Annotated in this window: 19 protein-coding genes; 12 read left to right on the top strand and 7 right to left on the bottom strand. The window is 40.0% G+C overall.

Annotation, left to right across the window (positions count from 1 at the left end; all coding sequences use genetic code 11):
• Positions 1 to 58 precede the first annotated feature (58 nt).
• Both BN1609_RS05730 and BN1609_RS13925 read left to right on the top strand, forming a co-directional pair.
• Positions 59 to 655: a class I SAM-dependent methyltransferase gene (locus BN1609_RS05730; protein ID WP_088839276.1), complete on the top strand. Its 597-nt coding sequence runs from the start codon at positions 59 to 61 to the stop codon at positions 653 to 655.
• 12 nt (positions 656 to 667) lie between these two features.
• The gene (locus BN1609_RS13925) at positions 668 to 829 is read left to right on the top strand and encodes a hypothetical protein (RefSeq protein ID WP_159458326.1); all 162 of its coding nucleotides are present in this window, start codon (positions 668 to 670) and stop codon (positions 827 to 829) included.
• 1 nt (position 830) lies between these two features.
• Here the strand turns inward: BN1609_RS13925 and BN1609_RS05735 are convergent, their stop codons facing one another.
• Positions 831 to 2,009, bottom strand: coding sequence for an MFS transporter (locus tag BN1609_RS05735; protein ID WP_088840623.1), 1,179 nt, complete (start codon positions 2,007 to 2,009; stop codon positions 831 to 833).
• A gap of 126 nt (positions 2,010 to 2,135) precedes the next feature.
• Here BN1609_RS05735 and BN1609_RS05740 point away from each other — a divergent pair, with 126 nt between their 5' ends.
• Positions 2,136 to 2,495 (top strand): helix-turn-helix domain-containing protein, encoded by a 360-nt coding sequence (locus tag BN1609_RS05740; protein ID WP_088839278.1) that lies wholly within the window; start codon positions 2,136 to 2,138, stop codon positions 2,493 to 2,495.
• Positions 2,496 to 2,528: 33 nt separating this feature from the next.
• Here the strand turns inward: BN1609_RS05740 and BN1609_RS05745 are convergent, their stop codons facing one another.
• Positions 2,529 to 2,867 carry a zinc ribbon domain-containing protein YjdM gene (locus BN1609_RS05745; RefSeq protein ID WP_088810397.1) on the bottom strand — a complete coding sequence of 113 codons (339 nt, stop codon included), beginning with the start codon at positions 2,865 to 2,867 and terminating at the stop codon, positions 2,529 to 2,531.
• A gap of 150 nt (positions 2,868 to 3,017) precedes the next feature.
• On the opposite strand from BN1609_RS05745, the gene BN1609_RS05750 reads away from it, so the two are divergent.
• Complete coding sequence (locus BN1609_RS05750; RefSeq protein WP_088840624.1) at positions 3,018 to 3,731, top strand: YebC/PmpR family DNA-binding transcriptional regulator; 714 nt, start codon at positions 3,018 to 3,020, stop codon at positions 3,729 to 3,731.
• Between the two features lie 100 nt (positions 3,732 to 3,831).
• On the opposite strand, the gene BN1609_RS05755 is transcribed toward BN1609_RS05750, so the two are convergent.
• Positions 3,832 to 4,800 (bottom strand): S8 family serine peptidase, encoded by a 969-nt coding sequence (locus BN1609_RS05755; RefSeq protein ID WP_088840625.1) that lies wholly within the window; start codon positions 4,798 to 4,800, stop codon positions 3,832 to 3,834.
• Between the two features lie 155 nt (positions 4,801 to 4,955).
• On the opposite strand from BN1609_RS05755, the gene BN1609_RS05760 reads away from it, so the two are divergent.
• Both BN1609_RS05760 and BN1609_RS05765 read left to right on the top strand, forming a co-directional pair.
• Positions 4,956 to 5,945, top strand: coding sequence for a hypothetical protein (locus BN1609_RS05760; RefSeq protein WP_088840626.1), 990 nt, complete (start codon positions 4,956 to 4,958; stop codon positions 5,943 to 5,945).
• Between the two features lie 21 nt (positions 5,946 to 5,966).
• Complete coding sequence (locus tag BN1609_RS05765; protein WP_088840627.1) at positions 5,967 to 6,500, top strand: hypothetical protein; 534 nt, start codon at positions 5,967 to 5,969, stop codon at positions 6,498 to 6,500.
• 130 nt (positions 6,501 to 6,630) lie between these two features.
• On the opposite strand, the gene BN1609_RS05770 is transcribed toward BN1609_RS05765, so the two are convergent.
• Complete coding sequence (locus BN1609_RS05770; protein WP_088810401.1) at positions 6,631 to 7,269, bottom strand: Vat family streptogramin A O-acetyltransferase; 639 nt, start codon at positions 7,267 to 7,269, stop codon at positions 6,631 to 6,633.
• Between the two features lie 34 nt (positions 7,270 to 7,303).
• Positions 7,304 to 8,173 (bottom strand): alpha/beta hydrolase fold domain-containing protein, encoded by an 870-nt coding sequence (locus BN1609_RS05775; protein WP_088840628.1) that lies wholly within the window; start codon positions 8,171 to 8,173, stop codon positions 7,304 to 7,306.
• 143 nt (positions 8,174 to 8,316) lie between these two features.
• On the opposite strand from BN1609_RS05775, the gene BN1609_RS05780 reads away from it, so the two are divergent.
• The 6 genes from BN1609_RS05780 to BN1609_RS05805 are packed head-to-tail and all read left to right on the top strand — an operon-like array spanning position 8,317 to position 15,797.
• Complete coding sequence (locus tag BN1609_RS05780) at positions 8,317 to 8,760, top strand: PTS fructose transporter subunit IIA (protein WP_088825784.1); 444 nt, start codon at positions 8,317 to 8,319, stop codon at positions 8,758 to 8,760.
• Between the two features lie 17 nt (positions 8,761 to 8,777).
• A complete protein-coding gene (locus tag BN1609_RS05785; protein ID WP_088816042.1) occupies positions 8,778 to 10,235 on the top strand; it encodes a PTS fructose-like transporter subunit IIBC in 1,458 nt (485 codons plus the stop codon).
• The gene (locus tag BN1609_RS05790; RefSeq protein WP_088810405.1) at positions 10,195 to 11,253 is read left to right on the top strand and encodes an endo-1,4-beta-glucanase; all 1,059 of its coding nucleotides are present in this window, start codon (positions 10,195 to 10,197) and stop codon (positions 11,251 to 11,253) included. The genes BN1609_RS05785 and BN1609_RS05790 overlap by 41 nt, the downstream gene beginning before the upstream one ends.
• 59 nt (positions 11,254 to 11,312) lie before the next feature.
• Positions 11,313 to 12,467 (top strand): MalY/PatB family protein, encoded by a 1,155-nt coding sequence (locus BN1609_RS05795; protein WP_088816043.1) that lies wholly within the window; start codon positions 11,313 to 11,315, stop codon positions 12,465 to 12,467.
• Positions 12,468 to 12,480: 13 nt separating this feature from the next.
• Complete coding sequence (locus tag BN1609_RS05800; RefSeq protein ID WP_088810407.1) at positions 12,481 to 14,226, top strand: HTH domain-containing protein; 1,746 nt, start codon at positions 12,481 to 12,483, stop codon at positions 14,224 to 14,226.
• Between the two features lie 47 nt (positions 14,227 to 14,273).
• Entirely contained in the window at positions 14,274 to 15,797 is a 1,524-nt protein-coding gene (locus BN1609_RS05805; RefSeq protein ID WP_088840629.1) for an acyl-CoA synthetase, read from the top strand.
• 145 nt (positions 15,798 to 15,942) lie between these two features.
• Here the strand turns inward: BN1609_RS05805 and BN1609_RS05810 are convergent, their stop codons facing one another.
• Together BN1609_RS05810 and BN1609_RS05815 are read right to left on the bottom strand one after the other, a co-directional pair.
• On the bottom strand, positions 15,943 to 16,581 hold the full coding sequence (locus BN1609_RS05810; RefSeq protein ID WP_088840630.1) for a hypothetical protein: 639 nt from the start codon (positions 16,579 to 16,581) through the stop codon (positions 15,943 to 15,945).
• Positions 16,582 to 16,654: 73 nt separating this feature from the next.
• Positions 16,655 to 17,284: a hypothetical protein gene (locus BN1609_RS05815; protein WP_088840631.1), complete on the bottom strand. Its 630-nt coding sequence runs from the start codon at positions 17,282 to 17,284 to the stop codon at positions 16,655 to 16,657.
• Positions 17,285 to 17,477 lie beyond the last annotated feature (193 nt).

Consider the following 17,477-nt stretch of genomic DNA (forward strand, 5'->3'; position numbering starts at 1 on the left):
GGTTTGCCCTAAAACGGGGAAAAATAAACCATGATTTTATTTTTTAGGAGGTTTTTTTATGGATGATAATGTTTTTGAACTTATGGCGGAAAAATATGATTCACCTGATCGTGAGGCGCTTGCTACTATTATTGCTACACGGATTCGTGCGGAACTTAAGGATTCAAAAAGTCACACTATACTTGATTACGGGAGTGGGACGGGGCTTGTTGGCTTGGCGCTTTCAGATTTAGCAAAAAAAATGGTACTCGTCGATTCTGCTGAAAAGATGGTACAAATTATTCAATCAAAAATTACGCAAAAAGGAATTTCAAATGCGCAAGCTGAGGTTTTTGACTTAACAGATAATGCTTTTCCAGAAAAAGTTGATGTTATCTTGGTTTCATTAGTTTTGCTACATATTCCTGATACAAAGCTGATTTTAAAACGCTTTTATGAAACTTTAAATGATGGTGGAAAATTAATTATTGTTGACTTTGATAAAAATGAAGCGGTTTACCACCCGAAAGTTCATAATGGTTTTAGAAGCGATGAACTTCAAGTTTTATTACAAGAAGCTGGTTTTTCATCTAGCGAAATCACTATTTTCCACCACGGCGAAAAAGTTTTCATGAAACAAGATGCCGACCTTTTTATTGCTGTTAGTATGAAATAAGGAGCGTTCACGATGGAATTATGGGATGCATATGACAAAAACAAGCAACTTCTAAATGTTACTCTCGAGAGAGGTAAAACTATTCCATATGTTTTTTTTCATTTTGCACCCAAATTTTCAGTTGCTCAAAAAGCAATTATTCACCGGAAATTTTATCTTTCGTGGCTGGGCTAAGCTACCTCTCCAAACGTGCAAGGAACATCGTTAAAAAGACGGCTATTCCTACCATAGCTGCACCAAAAATGGACGTTAAGTTTATCCCGAAATAATCCGTCACAAACCCGCCAATAAATGCTCCAGCTGCAATTCCAATATTGAAGGCGGAAATATTAAGGGCGGATGCCATGCTTACCGCATTTGGCGTATAGTTTTCGGCTAATTTAACCACGTAAAACTGTAGTCCAGGGACATTCATGAATGCGAAAATCCCCATTAAAAAGACCGTAATTAAACCAAACAGAGCGTTTTTCCCTGTAAAAAAAAGAAGTAGTAAAGTGATGGCTTGAAGTAGAAACATGAAAAACAGTGCTCGTAATGTATTTTGGTTGGCCAAATGTCCGCCTAGTGTGTTGCCAAACGCGACCATAAGTCCATAAATAATTAAGATGATGACGACCGCTTGCGCTGAATAGCCCATGCTTTGTTCGAGTAGCGGTGACATGTAGGTGTAGACGACAAAAGTTCCGCCGTATCCAAAAGCTGTGATCAGTAAAATGAGTAGGATGCGTGAGTTTCGAAGCACTTGTCCGATACTTTGAAAACTTATTTTTCCGCCCTTTTCTAGCTCATTTGGTACTAAAAAATAATTGCTAATGAGTGCGATGATACCAATTATCACGATAAAGAAAAATGACATCCGCCAATTGCTAATTTGTCCGATAAAAGTTCCAAGTGGCACGCCCGTCACAGTCGCGACTGTCAAGCCAGTAAACATAATTGAAATGGCGCTAGCTCGCTTATCTGGACTCACTACGCTTGCCGCGATAACTGCCGCGATGGACATAAAGACACCGTGTGCAAAAGCTGAAACAACACGACCAATGAGTAAAATAGTGAACGTAGGTGCCGTCATCGCAATTAAATTGCCGACAATGAACGTCATCATGACAAGTAATAGCAATGTCTTTCGGTTCATGCTAGCCGTTAATGTTGTAAAAACGGGCGCCCCAATCATTACACCTAACGCATAAATAGATACCGTTAAGCCCGCCGTGCTAATCCCCACATTCATATCACTCGAAATAAGTGGGAGCAAGCCCACGCTAATGAATTCTGTCGACCCAATTCCAAAAGCGCTAATTGCTAGTGCTAGTAAAGTAAACGCTGAATTTGATTTTGTTTGAATTTGTTCCATTGTTTTCCCCTCTCGTCTTGACCAATTGTTTAACATGTTATACAGTATCTTATATACCGCATAAAATAACAAGAAGGTACTTTTAAGTTATATACGCACCTTTTTGTTCCTATAGGAGGGGAAATGATGACGAAAGTGTATAATATCGGTGTTGAAGCCACGCTCGAAGTTATTGGTGGCAAGTGGAAAACTGTGATTCTATGTCATTTACGCGAAGGCAAAAAACGCACTGGCGAACTTAGGCGGCTCATTCCAAACATCACGCAAAAAATGCTCACGCAACAATTACGTGAACTAGAAGATTCTGGGGTCATCATTCGGAAAGTTTATGAACAAATTCCACCAAAAGTAGAATATTACTTGAGTGACTATGGTCATTCTTTGTCGACTATTTTAAACCAATTATGCCTTTGGGGTGAAAATCATGTAGATAAACTTCTGGAGCGAAATGATGATGTTATCTTACTGAAACGCGACGGAGAATAAAAAAGCTGGAATTCAGACGAATTCCAGCTTTTCTTATATTTTCTTCACGAATTCTGATTTTAATTTCATGGCACCAAAGCCATCAATTTTACAGTCAATGTTGTGGTCGCCTTCGACTAATCGAATGTTTTTAACTTTCGTCCCGATTTTCAAAGCAGAAGAGCTTCCTTTTACTTTTAAATCTTTAATGACTGAAACCGTGTCGCCATCTGTTAGCAGGTTCCCGTTTGCATCGCGCACAACGAGCTCTGTGTCAGCCGTAGCTGTCGCCTCCGCGCTCCACTCATGACCACATTCTGGACAAATAAAAAGTCCACGGTCCTCGTAAGTGTACTCTGATTTACATTCTGGGCAATTTGGCAAATTTGACATTTTAAACACATTCCTCCATTCATTTCTTCTATTATAGCTCAAATACTCACAATTTCACAGCGCTTTTTCATTTTCTGCTTAACAAATCGCTTTTAACCCGATATAATAAAATTAGTGTTTTTAACGTAAATATGGAAAGAGAGTGTTCTTATGGGCCGTAAATGGGCAAATATTAAGGAAAAAAAAGCTTCAAAAGATACAAATAACAGTCGAATTTATGCAAAATTTGGGATTGAAATATATGTCGCTGCAAAACAAGGCGAACCAGATCCTCATGCCAACCAAAAGCTGCGTTTCGTTATTGAACGCGCGAAAACTTACAACGTGCCAAAACATATTATTGACCGCGCTATCGAGAAGGCAAAAGGGACAGGCGATGAAACTTACTCCGAACTTAGATACGAAGGTTTTGGACCAAACGGATCCATGGTCATCGTGGATGCACTCACTAATAACGTCAACCGTACCGCGTCTGATGTTCGCGCGGCATACAACAAGAACGGCGGAAACATGGGTGTGAGCGGTGCTGTCGCTTACATGTTCGATAACACAGCTGTTTTTGGCGTGGAAAATAAAGATGCCGAAGAACTACTTGAACTTTTAATGGAACAAGACGTCGACGTGCGCGATATTATTGATGAAGATGGTCAAGCCATTATTTACGCTGAACCAACTGAATTCCACAACGTCCAAGAAGCACTTAAAGCTTCTGGCATTGAAGAATTCACGATTGCCGAAATCGAAATGCTCCCTCAAAGCGAAGTTACGCTTGAAGGCGACGACTTAGTAAAATTCGAAAAATTAATTGATGCGCTCGAAGATTTGGAAGACGTTCAAAAAGTGTATCATAATGTGGATTTGTAAAAGTTAAGTATCAAGAAAACAAGCATAAAGCCATAATACTCCATTTTCCCACGGAATATTATGGCTTTATGCTTTTCTATTTTTATTTCCAAGACAAAAATTAATTTATTATTTTCTCAGCATCAGTCATTAATTTTTTCACATCTATTATTTTATTATGGCTATTATTTCTTAGAATTTTTGCTAATTGTTGCGTTGTCATGTTTGGGTATTTAGCTTTTAATAGAGCACAAACACCTGAAATATAAGCTGTTGCAAAAGAAGCTCCATCCACATAAATTTCTTCCCCATTTGGATCTAAGGCTAGTATATTCCCTCCAGGCGCAAAAATCATATCCTCTTTTCCAAAACCAGATAGTTCGGATATTTCTCCGTTATTCTCAATTCCACCAACACAAATAATATTTTCCAAATCATAACAAGCGGGATACACTGGCATCTCTGTTAAGTCTTCCGCCTTCTTTCCAGCTGAAACAACAAAGAGGATATTACTATGCTTTTTAATAGTCTCATATAGTCCCTGATTGTATTGCTCAGTATCCCAACTACAATTTATGATATCTACATTATTTTCCCCAGCATATTCAATAGCTTTAATAGCTTTCTTTATACTTCCTTTTCTACCTTCCATAAACTTCAGTGGAAGTATACTTGTTCGAGGTGCAATTCCCCAAACAGGATTTTCACTTTTATGTGCGCCGACAATAATCGAACTTATCGCTGTCCCGTGATAATCCTTTGTGAAGTCAGAATATAAGTCTTTATTATCTGAGTAAAAATTATAACCATTTGCCAAGATGTTACTTGAAATTGCTTCCAACTCCACATTAATCCCTGTATCTAAAACACCTATTACGACGTCTTTTTGCCCTAATGTGATATCCCATAAATATTGCGCTTTTAAATCTACATTCTTAACACCTGTTTGTCCTTGTATTTTCTCCCCTGTATTTTTGAGCGCCCATTGCTCTTTATTCACAAAAGAATCTTTTGTCGTAGCTAATAAGTTACATGATACAAGTATGATAACGAACAAGCTAATAACTACTATAAGCCAAATTCTTTTCATAAAATCCTCCCTTTCTGTTTAAACCAGCTGATAATCTAAATCATATCATGGTCTGATTTAAATTTAAAGGTTTTTTAGTATAAGGCCTTTAGTTTTAGGCATATTTACTTTTTTGAAAATTTACTATATAATTACAAAAAAGGAGATGATGGAAAATGAAGAAAATGAGCGCGATATTGCTTACTATAATTGTCAGCTTAGGGATGAGTAATACAGTATACGCAACCAGTCCAGACAGTAGTAATGCAAAACAAATTTTAATTAATTTTGGTTATAATCCTGATGTAGTTGATAGCCTAGAAGAAACGGAAATAAATAATTATGCAAGCACTATTTTAGAAAATCCAGATAGCATTGAAATTGAGAACGGCAATGTCACAACTGATAATATTGAATTTATAGAAGAATTTTTAACTACGCCTGAAGCTGATTTAATGGCATCTGGAATAGATGAAACAGAAATTGAAGAAGTACATAACGAGCTTGAAGAGTTAAAAGAAATGTCTAAAGAAGAGTTACATGTTTCTAATGTTGAATACGCAGTTCTTCAAGAAGCATTAAATAGCACGCCTGATAATGCCCCTGATGAAATTGCAGCTGAGGATACAGTCACATCATCTGGAGCAATATCTACATCCACTATGAGTTTCAGCTTAACTGTGGTAAATAAATCAACGAAAACCCAACCTATATACGACGTTTCTAATTCTTTTACTTGGAAAAAGTCATTTTTAATGTTTGGTAATTCTGATAAAATTGGAATGGCTTGGTCCGGTAATCTCAATAATAGATACAACTCTTCAAACTTAACTTATAGCATTAGGGATGCAAGAACAGGTGGTTGGTTCAACAATACACTTAAGAAACAAACTGCATCTACAACAACCAATCCGAATAAGGGGTTAATTTTCAGTTTCAGTCAGAGCAAAAATAAATCTGGTAGTTTTTGGAGGGTCAAAAGTGGTACTGTAAAAACTCAATTGTTTCAAACTAAGAAAAAAGGGGTTTCGCAAAAATTAGCTACACAATATGCACATGCTAAAGCTGGAGCATCTGGGATTTCTATTTCAACTGGTGGAGTAGGAGTAAATATTGGAACAAAATACGATAAAAGTAGTGAACAATCTAAAAATATAACAAATTAATTTTATTGGAGATTCTAATTTATGAAGAAAAAGATAACTTATTTTGCTGTCATTTTACTATTTATTTGTAGTATTTCAATCGCCTCCTTGTACACGTTCTTGTACTTTGAAAATGATTTTTATGGTTGGTTCTTCGCTGCAATAGCACTCTCAGATATTGTCCTTCTATTTTTAGGCTTGAATATTTTTATTAATCTCGCTAAGGGCCGCCATCTATTTAGTGGAGTAGTATTAATGGGGATTACAATACTAGGAATTTATTTTTCTATAAATACCTCTATTTTAAGCCATGGGATGTCGTCCACTGGTTTTTGGAACATTATCGATAAACAAGAAAAAGATGGTACGTATCACATTGTCATTTATAATGGAGATATTGATAAAAATATAGAGTTTGAAACATCTAAAAGAAACTATCAGGCAGTTAAAGTGAGTACTAAAGAAGGCTATTTAATGGATTTTAAGTATATAGAATTAGGCGATAAACTATTTTCCAATCTAGCCCATATAGATACTACCCCTGCTGAATATACGCTTGACGATGATATCGATTAACAAAAAACATACTAAGACTGGTAGGAAAACCTGTACGCGTGGTTCTTTCTACTAATCTTAGTATGTTTTTTTATTCAAATAGCTCTACTACCTCTTCTTTATGTCTTGATAAGGAGTAGAAGCCCACACCTCACTTTATCCCTTTGAGTTTTTCAAGCGTCAAGTCCGTATCGCACAATATCTCTAAGTTTCGCGCCAACTTGTCGTTCGGGAAGTCCCACCAGGCGAGTTCTTTTAAACAAAGTGTTATCTCTTTAGAAAAGCGGTCTTTTATTTTCCGTGCGGGATTCCCGCCGTAGATTTCATACGCCCCCACGTTTTTAGTGACCACCGAATTCGCTGCGATGATGGCTCCGTCGCCAATTTGAACGCCTGGCATTACCGTCACATTTTGCCCAATCCAGACATCATTTCCAACAACAGTATCACCTTTATATGGCAAATCCGTTAATTTTGGCGTCACCTTCTCAAAGCCGCCGCCCATAATGTTGAACGGATATGTTGTGGCAGAAGCCATCCGATGATTCGCCCCGTTCATAATAAACGTAATACCTTTTGCAATCGCACAGAATTTCCCGATTATCAATTTATCCCCGAGAAAATCATATAAATGTTCCACATGCGCCTCAAAATTTTCTGGCCCGTCTGGATCGTCATAATACGTATAATCCCCCACAATAATAGACGGATTCGTCACACAGTTTTTAATAAACGCAACCGAGCGAATGTCAGGATTTGGATAAAGCTCATTTGGGTTTGGTCCAATCATTTCTCTCTCCTCCTCACAAAATTTATCCTCTTTATTATACCATTTTTAACATCTCAAAAATCAACCGCCTAGCTTCCTCGGACTCTGGGATTTCGAAAAGCGGATAAATGTGGGGAAGCTCGCCTGCCTCGTAATATGTCACATTTGGAAGTCCCTTTTCAAAAAAAAGATGGGTGTCAGGGTTTGTGATGTCGCGCGTGCTTGAGAGAATTAAAATTTCAGGGATGCCTGAAAAATCGCCAAAGAACGGGCTCACTAGGCTGTCCGTGTAGTCTCGGCCGTTCGCGTACCACGTGCGAATCTCTTTTAGCGCCGTCGTCCCGACCACATTATCGCGCTGCTCCACCTCAAAAATGGCCGGATTATCCAGGCAAAAATTCATGAACGGGGAGATTCCAACCACTTTTTTGGGTAAAGCTAGGTTTTCTAGCTTCAAAAACTGGACAAATGACAGCGCGATGGCTCCGCCTGCCGAATCTCCTACGAGCGACACATCTCCCGGATATTTCAAATAGACTTCCTTCAAAAAGCGCATCACATCGTCAACATGGTAATCAGGCGCGAGCGGATAATTTGGTACCACTAACCTAGCACCTGTTTCAAGTGCAATTTGTTCGATGAATTCGTAATGCATGGACGTTATCGGCAAAATAAAGCCGCCGCCAGCTAAATAGATAATGGTTTGTTCCGTCTTAGTTTCTGGCGTGATTTCAAAATAGGAATGTGCGCCAATTTCATGTTTAGACACATTAAAACGTTTAGCAAGTTTTGCCGGTACGGCCGGCTGTTTTTGCTTTTTCGCAATCGCTTTTTTTAACGGCTCGCCTTCCAAATTCCAAATTTTCTTCACATTAGCGACTTTCGTTGCCAGTTCAATCACGCGTAACATCATGCTTTTTTTCATATTTCGTCCTTCTTTCTACTACTTCGCAAGCCATTATATCACAAAATGTCACCCTCCTAGTGACAAAAATTTGCTGTTTCCAAAATACCATTCCTCTTATAATAAAACTAGGATCCCAAACGATAGAAATTGGAGTGATTGTGATGCCCATTATGGCGGAAAATGGAATTGATTTACAGTTGGAAGGAAAAACGAAAAACGAAATTTTAGGAAAAATTGCCGAGGTCGCGCATCAAACGGGCAAAGTAAGCGATACGAAATTGTTTTTTGAAGATTTATGTAAGCGCGAACAAGAGTCGACCACTGGATTTGGCGGTGGCGTTGCGATTCCCCACGCCAAGTCAGACGCCGTGAATGAAGTTGGTGTCTTATTTTTTAGAAGCACAGAACAAATTGAATGGCAGGCACTGGACGGTGCGCCAGTATTTTGTTTTATTTGCTTGATGGTACCTGCAAATGGCGGCGAGGAACATTTAAAACTGCTGTCAAAGCTTAGCCGCAAATTGGTTGACCCTGATTTTGTAAGCGCATTAAAAACGGGTGAAGAGCATCAAATTTTAAGTCTCATTCGTTCAGTAATTTCTTAAAAAAGGAGAGGTTTAGGTTGAAAATTGTAGCTATCACGAATTGTCCTGCTGGCATCGCCCACACGTATATGGTCGCTGAGGCGCTGGAGCGAAAAGCGGTATCGCTTGGGCATACAATTAAAGTGGAAACGCAAGGTGCGAGCGGGGTCGAAAACCACTTGACGCCGGCGGAAATTAAAGCGGCGGATTACGTCATTTTGGCGCTAGGACGCACGATTAGCGAAGATGACTATTTCCGTTTTGCTGGGAAAAAAGTAGTTGAAATTAAGGTTTCTGAAGCGCTTAAACAAATTGAAACGCTTTTTGATGATTTGGGCGCCAAAGCAACGACATTTGGCAGCGATCAAGCGGTTAAGATGGGCAAACAGGAAACGCCATCTGGTTCTGTTATGGGTCATCTGATGGCTGGCGTTTCAGCAGCACTTCCGTTTGTTATTGGCGGTGGTTTACTTGTTGCAATTGCTAATATGCTCGTGCAATTTGGCATGCCGTATACTGATATGACAAACGGCGATCCGTCATTCACTTGGATTGTTGAGTCCATTGGTTATCTTGGCTTTAAATTTATGATTCCAATTATGGGCGCTTATATTGCGAGTTCAATTGGCGATAAGCCGGCATTTGCGCCTGCTTTCTTGGTAACTTATTTGGCGAATGATAACACGATGCTCGGCACACAATCAGGCGCTGGTTTCCTTGGTGCCGTTGTCCTCGGACTTGGCGTTGGTTATTTTGTGAAATACTTCCGTAAAGTGAAACTAGGCAAGGCACTTCAGCCGCTCCTAGGTTCGATGATTATCCCTTTTGTCACGTTATTTGTTTTTGGAATTTTAACCTACTACGTTCTTGGGCCTTTGATGGGTGGTATGATGGACGGCATGCTTCATTTCTTGAACACGATTCCGTCATCGATGAAATTTGCCGCGGCCTTCCTTGTTGGCGCTATGCTTGCCTTTGATATGGGCGGTCCGATTAATAAAACAGCCTGGTTCTTCTGCTTCGCTCTTCTGGATAAAGGGATTTACGATTGGTACGCAATTGTTGGTGTTGTGGCACTTATGCCACCAATGGCCGCTGGTATCGCTACATTTATTGCCCCGCGCCTGTTTACAAAACAAGAAAAAGGCGCTGCCATCAGCTCGATAATTGTTGGGGCTACCGTTGCAACAGAACCAGCAATTCCTTATGCGCTTGCCGCGCCGCTGCCGATGATTACGGCGAACACAATTAGTGGCGGAATTGCTGGCGTTCTAACGATTATGTTTGGTGTTGAACGTTTAGCACCAGGAATTGGAATTTTCGACCCGCTAATTGGACTGATGTCTCCTTGGTATTGGTTCTATCTGGCGCTATTCATTGGGCTCGCGCTAAATATTTTCTTGATTATTACGTTAAAATCGATTTGGTTAAAACGGAAAGAGGCGAAATTAAAAAATGAAGAAAGACTTACTGAAACGACTGGTGAAGGCATCTAGCGTAAGCGGCGACGAAGAAGAAGTGCGACAAATTTTAAAGGAAGAACTAGGAAGTGTGGCCGATGAAATTAGTTACGATGGTTTAGGCAGCTTTATTGCGCGAAAAGGTTCTAGCGGCCCTAAAATTGCGGTCGTTGCGCACATGGATGAAGTTGGCTTTATCGTGAAACATATTACAGCAGATGGTTTCATTTATTTTGACACGGTTGGTTCGTTTTGGAGTCAAAGCTTACTCAATCACCGCGTTGAAATTCGTACGGAAGACGGGGCAAAGGTTTTAGGGATTATCGGGTCGGTTGCCCCGCATGCATTATCTGAAAGCGAGAAACAAAAACCTGCTGCTATTTCTGAAATGTTTATTGATATTGGCGCAGATTCTTATGAAGCCGTTCTAAAAAGAGGGGTTAACATCGGGGATTTTGTGACACCAGAAGCGAATTTTGCTGCTCTTTCAGACGATAAAATTCTCGGAAAAGCGCTCGATAATCGGGCGGGATGTGCGCTCATGGTGGAAATTTTCAAGGCATTTGATAATGCGAATGCGACGCTTTACGGCGTGGCGACGGTGCAAGAAGAAGTCGGCCTGCGCGGGGCACAAACTTCGGTTCAAAAAATCGAGCCTGACATCGCCATTATTTTAGACACGCTCGTAGCAGGTGACACGCCGAACATCAACCCGATTCATTTCCCGCTAAAACTAGGCGGCGGTGCTGGCATTCCGCTTTTCGATAAACGCTACTTGGCACACAAAAAACTGACAAAGGCTTTTAAAATGTTAGCAGGAAAACTGGATATTCCTTTGCAATTTTGCACGCTGAAAACGGGCGCAACTGATGGCGGGCGCTACAACGTGATGGCTTCCGGGCGCCCGGTCATTGCCTTCACATTGCCAACTCGTTATTTACACGCAAATTCAAGTATGATTTCCTGCTGCGATTACAATGCGACCAAGCAACTCGTTTCTTCCTTTGTAAACACATATAGCACGTCAGTCCATACGGAAATTAGTCAGTTTTAATACAAAAACAAGGAAGCTTAAAAATTAAGCTTCCTTGCATAGTAGAAAGGGATTTTAAAATGACCTATCATTTCGACCAAGTTATTGACCGGAGAAATACGTTTTGTACGCAGTGGGACTATATTCAGGACCGCTTTGGGGAGGAAGGCTTATTGCCGTTTTCCATTTCAGATACGGATTTCAAAGCGCCGGAACCTGTTATTCGAGCCGTTAGCGAACGCGTTTCGCACGGTATTTTTGGCTATTCGAGATGGAACCATCACGCCTTTAAATCGAGTATCACTGGTTGGTATAAAACGCGTTTTAATGCCAATTTTGAAGAGGATTGGGTGCTTTATAGTCCGACTGTGTGTTACGCCATTTCCGTTTTAATTGAACTGAACAGTCGTCCGCATGATAAAATCGTCGTTTTCTCTCCGCTTTATGATGCTTTTTTCAACATCATTAAGGAGCAAAATCGTGAACTTGTCTTGAATCCATTGCATCTTGAAAACGGACGTTATACAATTGACTTTCACTCACTTGAACAGGGACTTCAAACGGCTAAAGTGTTATTATTAACAAATCCGCACAACCCAACTGGGCGCGTTTTCTCAAAAGAAGAGCTTTTAAAAATTATGGCACTTTGTAAGGCATACGATGTTTTTCTGATTTCGGACGATATTCATATGGACATCGTGTATCCAGGCTCTGCCTATACGCCGGTTCTAAGCCTTGGCACGGAGCGGGTTGCGATTTGTTCGTCCGCAAGTAAAACGATGAATACGCCGGGGCTGATTGGCTCCTATTTGCTCGTTCCAGATGAAAATTTGCGGGAAAATTTTTTGCGCATTTTAAAGGGGCGTGATGCGCTTTCTTCGGTCAGCATTCTCGGCATGCACGCGCTAATCGCGGGGTATAATGAGGGGGCCGACTACGTCGATGAACTGCTCATTTATTTGGATAAAAACATGAACCTCGTGCGCGATTTCTTTTCGGCCGAGTTACCAGGCATCGCATTTTTGAAACCCGAAGCCACGTATCTTGCTTGGCTAGACGCGAGGTCCCTCAATTTGACGGATGCCGCCATTCAAGAAGCGCTTGTCACAAAAGGAAAAGTGGCCGTCATGTCAGGCGCGACTTACGGAGCCAGTGGCTTCCTCCGCCTAAATGTCGCCTGCCCGGAAAGCAAACTTCTAGATGGACTTTCGCGCATGAAAAAAGCTTTAAATTAGGAGGTGAACAACTTTGAACGAGCGGCAAATGAACCTGATCCAACTACTATTACATCAAAATCAAACTGGTCCAGAGCTTGCCAAGCAATTATCGGCATCAAAAAGAACGATTTTACGCGACATTCATGCGTTGAATGACGAACTCATTTTAGTGGCGAAAATTACTTCGGTTGAAAACGGCTACGCGCTTATCATTTCAAACGAAGATAGCTTTAATCAGCTTTTCAAGCGCACGGCAAGCGATGCGGAACTCCTTTTGTTTGAGCTAGCAACACGCGATTTTGTCACGCTCGATGACTTATCTGAAACCTTATTTTTATCAAAACCGATGCTAACTGATAAAATGGCGTCATTGAAACAAAGCTACGCGAAACGGCTTTCGATCCTGTCGAAAAAAAATTATGGTCACTTTTTAGATGAGCCTAAGTCCCGCAAAATTACACTGCTCGCCAATTTGATTTTGCAGAAACCAGCTTTCTTTTTAACAAAACTTGGTTTGGCGCCTACTATTTTTGAGCGATTGACAGAAAATATACGCAGTGAGCGCCACGCGTTTCATTATGAACACGCCCACTCTGCCCAAATTGCAAGTATTTGTTTGGCCATTTATGCGCTGCGTTATGAAACCGATCTTCCTGACACAAAAATAAACGGCATTTTAGAACAATCTGGTATTTCTTGTGCCCATAATATCGGTAGTATGGTGCAAACTTTTCTTTCTGAGCAAAATAAACTGATTGCATCGCTTTCAACCGAAAAGATTTTAGATTTATTGCAACTTACTTGCGAGGAGCACGGGGCGCCTTTTTACGATATCGAACTGGCGACGAGTCTTGCGAGTCATCTGAAGCGAAGCGTTGCCTATCCGATTATTCTTGCGGACCGGAAGCTTCATAATATCGCGAATATTAAGGCGCTTTATCCGCTTGCTTTTGACCTTAGCATTCATTTTATTAGTCTTGTGAGGCAAACTTTCTCTGTCCAAATTTATGAGATTGATTTGATTGGGCTATATTTTTCTTGCGCGATGGATCGTGTTAAGACCGCGCCGATTGAACTCGTGCTTTTTTCTAGTCAATATGCGATTGCGAACATTAATAAGCAGGCGATTGAGCGCGCGATTCCAGAAGTGAACGTTAAACTGGCGATGAATCTCGCCGAACTGCAAAGTTTGGTTCAAAATCGCGCGATTAAACTGGTTTTAAACAATCAAGACGGCGCCGCGCCGCAACTAGCAACCGAAAGTTACACAATCCGGCAAATCATGACGGAAACCGATTTACGAGCCATTCGCGACTTGCTCGAAAAAATTGATATTGAGCGGCATTTGGAAGATTATTTCCCGAAGACGACCGAAACCGAGTTCCACAACGAAAAAAACGCATGTTGGCAAACGGTCATTCAAGACTTAACGGCTTTTCTTGTGCAAAAAGGGATTTTATCGGCTGGCGAACGCGAAAAAATTGTGAGTCGGGAATCAAAAGAAAACAATTTGGTGATTAACCATTTGGCTGTCCCGCACTGCACAACAAATCGCGGCACACCGTTTCTTGGTATCTTCGTCCATTTAAAACATGCTGTCCAAATTGAAGGAGAAACCGTACAAAACGTCCTTTTATCTTGCATCAACCCGAATGTGCGTAACGAATTGAAAATTTTCAGCTACTTGTATGATGTTTTAAACAAAATCGACAGTAGTGTTATTTTAAGTTGGAAAACACACGGTGAATTCATGCGAAGTTTAAACCAAAAAGATTAAGTATTTGGTGGTATAATAAACTCATCTTAACTAAAGGAGTTACTTGTATGAATAATCCCTATGTTCCACTAAATTTATTTACCAATTTTAAAGAATCCGCTGAGCGCTTCCCTGATGTGCCCATTTTCTTTGATGAAACGCTCGCCGGATTTGCCGAACTTGGTCTAGAAACGACGTATGCTGGCTGTTTAGATGCGATTGTGCAGAAAGCCACACAATTAAAAAAGGCGGGCGTCAAGAAAGCAGACAAAATCATCATTTACAAATCCGCAAAATTTGATACCTACTTGTTCGCCGTGGCCGCAAGTTACCTCGGGGCAGTCCCCGCAATGATTTCGCCACACCTTCCCACTACTACAATGGAAATTTTAGCAGAACGCTTAGATTTGCCCTTCTTACTTTTCGATGCAGCAACGGCTGACAAAGCCCGTGCAATCTCCAATTTGAGCACAGGCCAACTCATTTGCGCCGAGGAACTAGCAAGCTTCGCTGTAGAAAAAATCGCTGAGCAAGAAGAACTCCCAAAAGATATGATTTCCTACATGACGCACACGTCCGGCACAACTGGCATCCCGAAATTAATTGCCCACAGCGCAAACTCCATGGGTTGGCGCACCAAATGGCAGCGCAATATTTTAAGCCTTATTCGCGAAAAAGAATTAGCCGCTTTTCATATTTCGCCCGTTCATTCGCGCTTTAACATCGGCATTTCATCCTTGATGTCACAAGGCTTCCCGCTACTTCCAATTGCAAATCCAACAAAAACGAGCATCGAACGACTTTTCAACAAATTCCAGCCAAAAATCGTCGAAACGCACCCGAATAATTTCGTGCAGTGGGTTTCACTCGCTCGCGAAAAACCGGAAATTTTCAAGTCCGTCAAATACTATCACTCCACCTTTGACGCCATCAACAAAGAAACCATGGCCACTTTCTTAAACACATCTTCTGAAAAACGGCCAGTTTTTATGCAAGTTTACGGTCAAAGCGAGTGCGGGCCAATGATTTTGCGTTTCCATACGAAAAAAAGCCTGCAAAACCTCGACGCCCGTAACATGGGTTACGGAATGAAGGGTTTAACTGAAGTTCGAATCGTAAACGATAAAGGCGAGCCCGTTCCAAACGGCACGCCCGGTAATATCCACATGCTTTCAAAAGGAAGAGCCCTTACCTATTTTAAAGAAGACGCGCGCTTCACTGAAAATACGTACGGCTTATGGTGGGACAGCGGCGATTACGGCGTAAAAAATGAAACCGGCGCCCTATACCTCCTTGACCGCCAAGTCGACCTCGTTGAAAATATCGAAAGCACCCTCGCAATTGAGGACAAACTGCTAGATTCCCTCGATTTTCTCGATGAAGTTGTCATCATTCGCGGCAAAGACGGCAGTCCGCAGCCGATTATTTCAGTATGCGCCGACCACGAAATGAACTGGGACGCCTGGTTTAACGAACTAACCGACCTCCCGCACATAAACGAACCAATCATCATGGCTTACGACGACATTCCTCGCACAGCCACAATGAAAGTCCAACGCTTACGCTTAGAAGGAGAGTTGAAAGCGAAGTAAAATGCGACTTGATTTAGCGAAGTTAGAGCATTAAGAAAAACAAGCATAAATCTTGTAATAACACCATCTTAAAAAATGGCTTTTACTGGATTTATGCTTGTTTATTTTTATGAAACAAAACCTTTATGTTCCATACACTCTTACATTACCAAGACGTGTTAAACACTTCCACATCATTTGGCAAATTTTTCAATGCACTTTCAACTGGTAGAATGACGTCATTTTTTACTACTTGAGCTTCCTGATTTCCATTTTTGACATACTCATTATCATCTTCTTTTATATCCTCATAGCTAACATAGAGAACAAGTGCATCGTTACTAACAATTCCTTCTTTTGAATTGCTTCTTTCATACGAAGTTCTATACTTTTCACTACTATCGTTCAGTTGAATTGACATAACATCAACATTTGTATTCTTTACAATAGATTTAGCATGCTCATCTCCAGATTTCTTACCAGTAGTAATTAAATACTCAATATCTTTCTGCGTTAGCCTCTCTGGATGTACATTATTTCTAATATAGATATACTCTGATTCCAACTGACTATTCTGTTGATAATAGTTTTTTTTCTTTACTGGTTTAAAACCTTTAGCATTTAATGTAGCATCAACTTGCTTAAAATCATAGATAGAATTCAAATATTCACTAAAGAAAAATAGATAAATATTTTGTGCTTCCTTATATTCGCTCTCCGTTCCTATACCCTTTTCAGATGCTTCTTTTAAATTAAAATCAGCGGTTGGATAGATTGAAGCTGAAATATCTTTAATATCTTTCATTTGTGACTCACTCCCATCAATATTCGTACACCCTGTTACAAATAATAAACTTATCATGATTAAAGCTATTTTCTTACGCATATTTAACCAACTGCATATTGAAGTTATTTGCATCATTATAATCTTTAGGATCAACATAAAATTTCTCCCCCCATGAAGATACAACTAAACGGCCGTCATCTGTTTTTCCAGTAATACTAATTGCATGTCCACCTTCAGCAGTATATGCATTTTTACCTTCTTTATCTTCAAAAATAATTGGATTAACTGAAAGTATAAGTTCCCCGTCATTTTTATATTTATCATAATTTGAAACAGATGGCGTAATATTATTTTTAAAATCAACATTAATATTGTGGTCCTCTAAATATTGTGTGAGTCTATGTTCGCGACTTTCTTGATTTGTTCCAGCTCCAACAGTGTCTGACTCATCTTCATTTCCGTCAAAAGTATCTCCCCACTTCCACCATAAAAATTCTTTAGGGTTATGGTTATCTTGTGAAGCATATAAATCTACTAAAAGAAAATTAAAATTAATTTTCTTTTCTCCATTCTCAGTTGAATATAAAGGAAATCCAAACTCTTTCTCAAACTCTTTTTCACTTCCCTCATATTGCTTTAAAAATCCATTAACAAGAGCTACATAGCCACAACCTTCATTTTCTAGTTTTTTCAGATAATCAGTCATTTCTTTTTGTGTCATATTCGGGTAATACTTGTGCAATATATCAATAATCTTTTGTTCTCTATTTGTTCTGAAAGCTTTGATTTATGTTACTTTATTTTTTAAAAATGTGTTACCATAATGATGAAATCAATAATTAACAGACTTCAAAAACCGTATTCTAAAAAAAGGATGTAACCTGCTCGGTAGCTAGGTTATATCCTTTTTGTTT

This window comes from Listeria sp. ILCC797, assembly GCF_900186185.1.
GTDB classification, from domain to species: Bacteria; Bacillota; Bacilli; order Lactobacillales; family Listeriaceae; genus Listeria; species Listeria goaensis.

Bases quoted from the DNA above. Each gene is read 5' to 3' on its own strand.
- BN1609_RS05735 (WP_088840623.1), bottom strand. From the start codon at position 2,009: ATGGAACAAATTCAAACAAAATCAAATTCAGCGTTTACTTTACTAGCA.
- BN1609_RS05810 (WP_088840630.1), bottom strand. From the start codon at position 16,581: ATGAAAGATATTAAAGATATTTCAGCTTCAATCTATCCAACCGCTGAT.
- BN1609_RS05730 (WP_088839276.1), top strand. From the start codon at position 59: ATGGATGATAATGTTTTTGAACTTATGGCGGAAAAATATGATTCACCT.
- BN1609_RS05790 (WP_088810405.1), top strand. From the start codon at position 10,195: ATGAAGAAAGACTTACTGAAACGACTGGTGAAGGCATCTAGCGTAAGC.
- BN1609_RS05760 (WP_088840626.1), top strand. From the start codon at position 4,956: ATGAAGAAAATGAGCGCGATATTGCTTACTATAATTGTCAGCTTAGGG.
- BN1609_RS05770 (WP_088810401.1), bottom strand. From the start codon at position 7,269: ATGATTGGACCAAACCCAAATGAGCTTTATCCAAATCCTGACATTCGC.
- BN1609_RS05750 (WP_088840624.1), top strand. From the start codon at position 3,018: ATGGGCCGTAAATGGGCAAATATTAAGGAAAAAAAAGCTTCAAAAGAT.
- BN1609_RS05775 (WP_088840628.1), bottom strand. From the start codon at position 8,173: ATGAAAAAAAGCATGATGTTACGCGTGATTGAACTGGCAACGAAAGTC.
- BN1609_RS13925 (WP_159458326.1), top strand. From the start codon at position 668: ATGGAATTATGGGATGCATATGACAAAAACAAGCAACTTCTAAATGTT.
- BN1609_RS05745 (WP_088810397.1), bottom strand. From the start codon at position 2,867: ATGTCAAATTTGCCAAATTGCCCAGAATGTAAATCAGAGTACACTTAC.
- BN1609_RS05805 (WP_088840629.1), top strand. From the start codon at position 14,274: ATGAATAATCCCTATGTTCCACTAAATTTATTTACCAATTTTAAAGAA.
- BN1609_RS05755 (WP_088840625.1), bottom strand. From the start codon at position 4,800: ATGAAAAGAATTTGGCTTATAGTAGTTATTAGCTTGTTCGTTATCATA.
- BN1609_RS05815 (WP_088840631.1), bottom strand. From the start codon at position 17,284: ATGACACAAAAAGAAATGACTGATTATCTGAAAAAACTAGAAAATGAA.
- BN1609_RS05765 (WP_088840627.1), top strand. From the start codon at position 5,967: ATGAAGAAAAAGATAACTTATTTTGCTGTCATTTTACTATTTATTTGT.
- BN1609_RS05795 (WP_088816043.1), top strand. From the start codon at position 11,313: ATGACCTATCATTTCGACCAAGTTATTGACCGGAGAAATACGTTTTGT.
- BN1609_RS05740 (WP_088839278.1), top strand. From the start codon at position 2,136: ATGACGAAAGTGTATAATATCGGTGTTGAAGCCACGCTCGAAGTTATT.
- BN1609_RS05780 (WP_088825784.1), top strand. From the start codon at position 8,317: ATGCCCATTATGGCGGAAAATGGAATTGATTTACAGTTGGAAGGAAAA.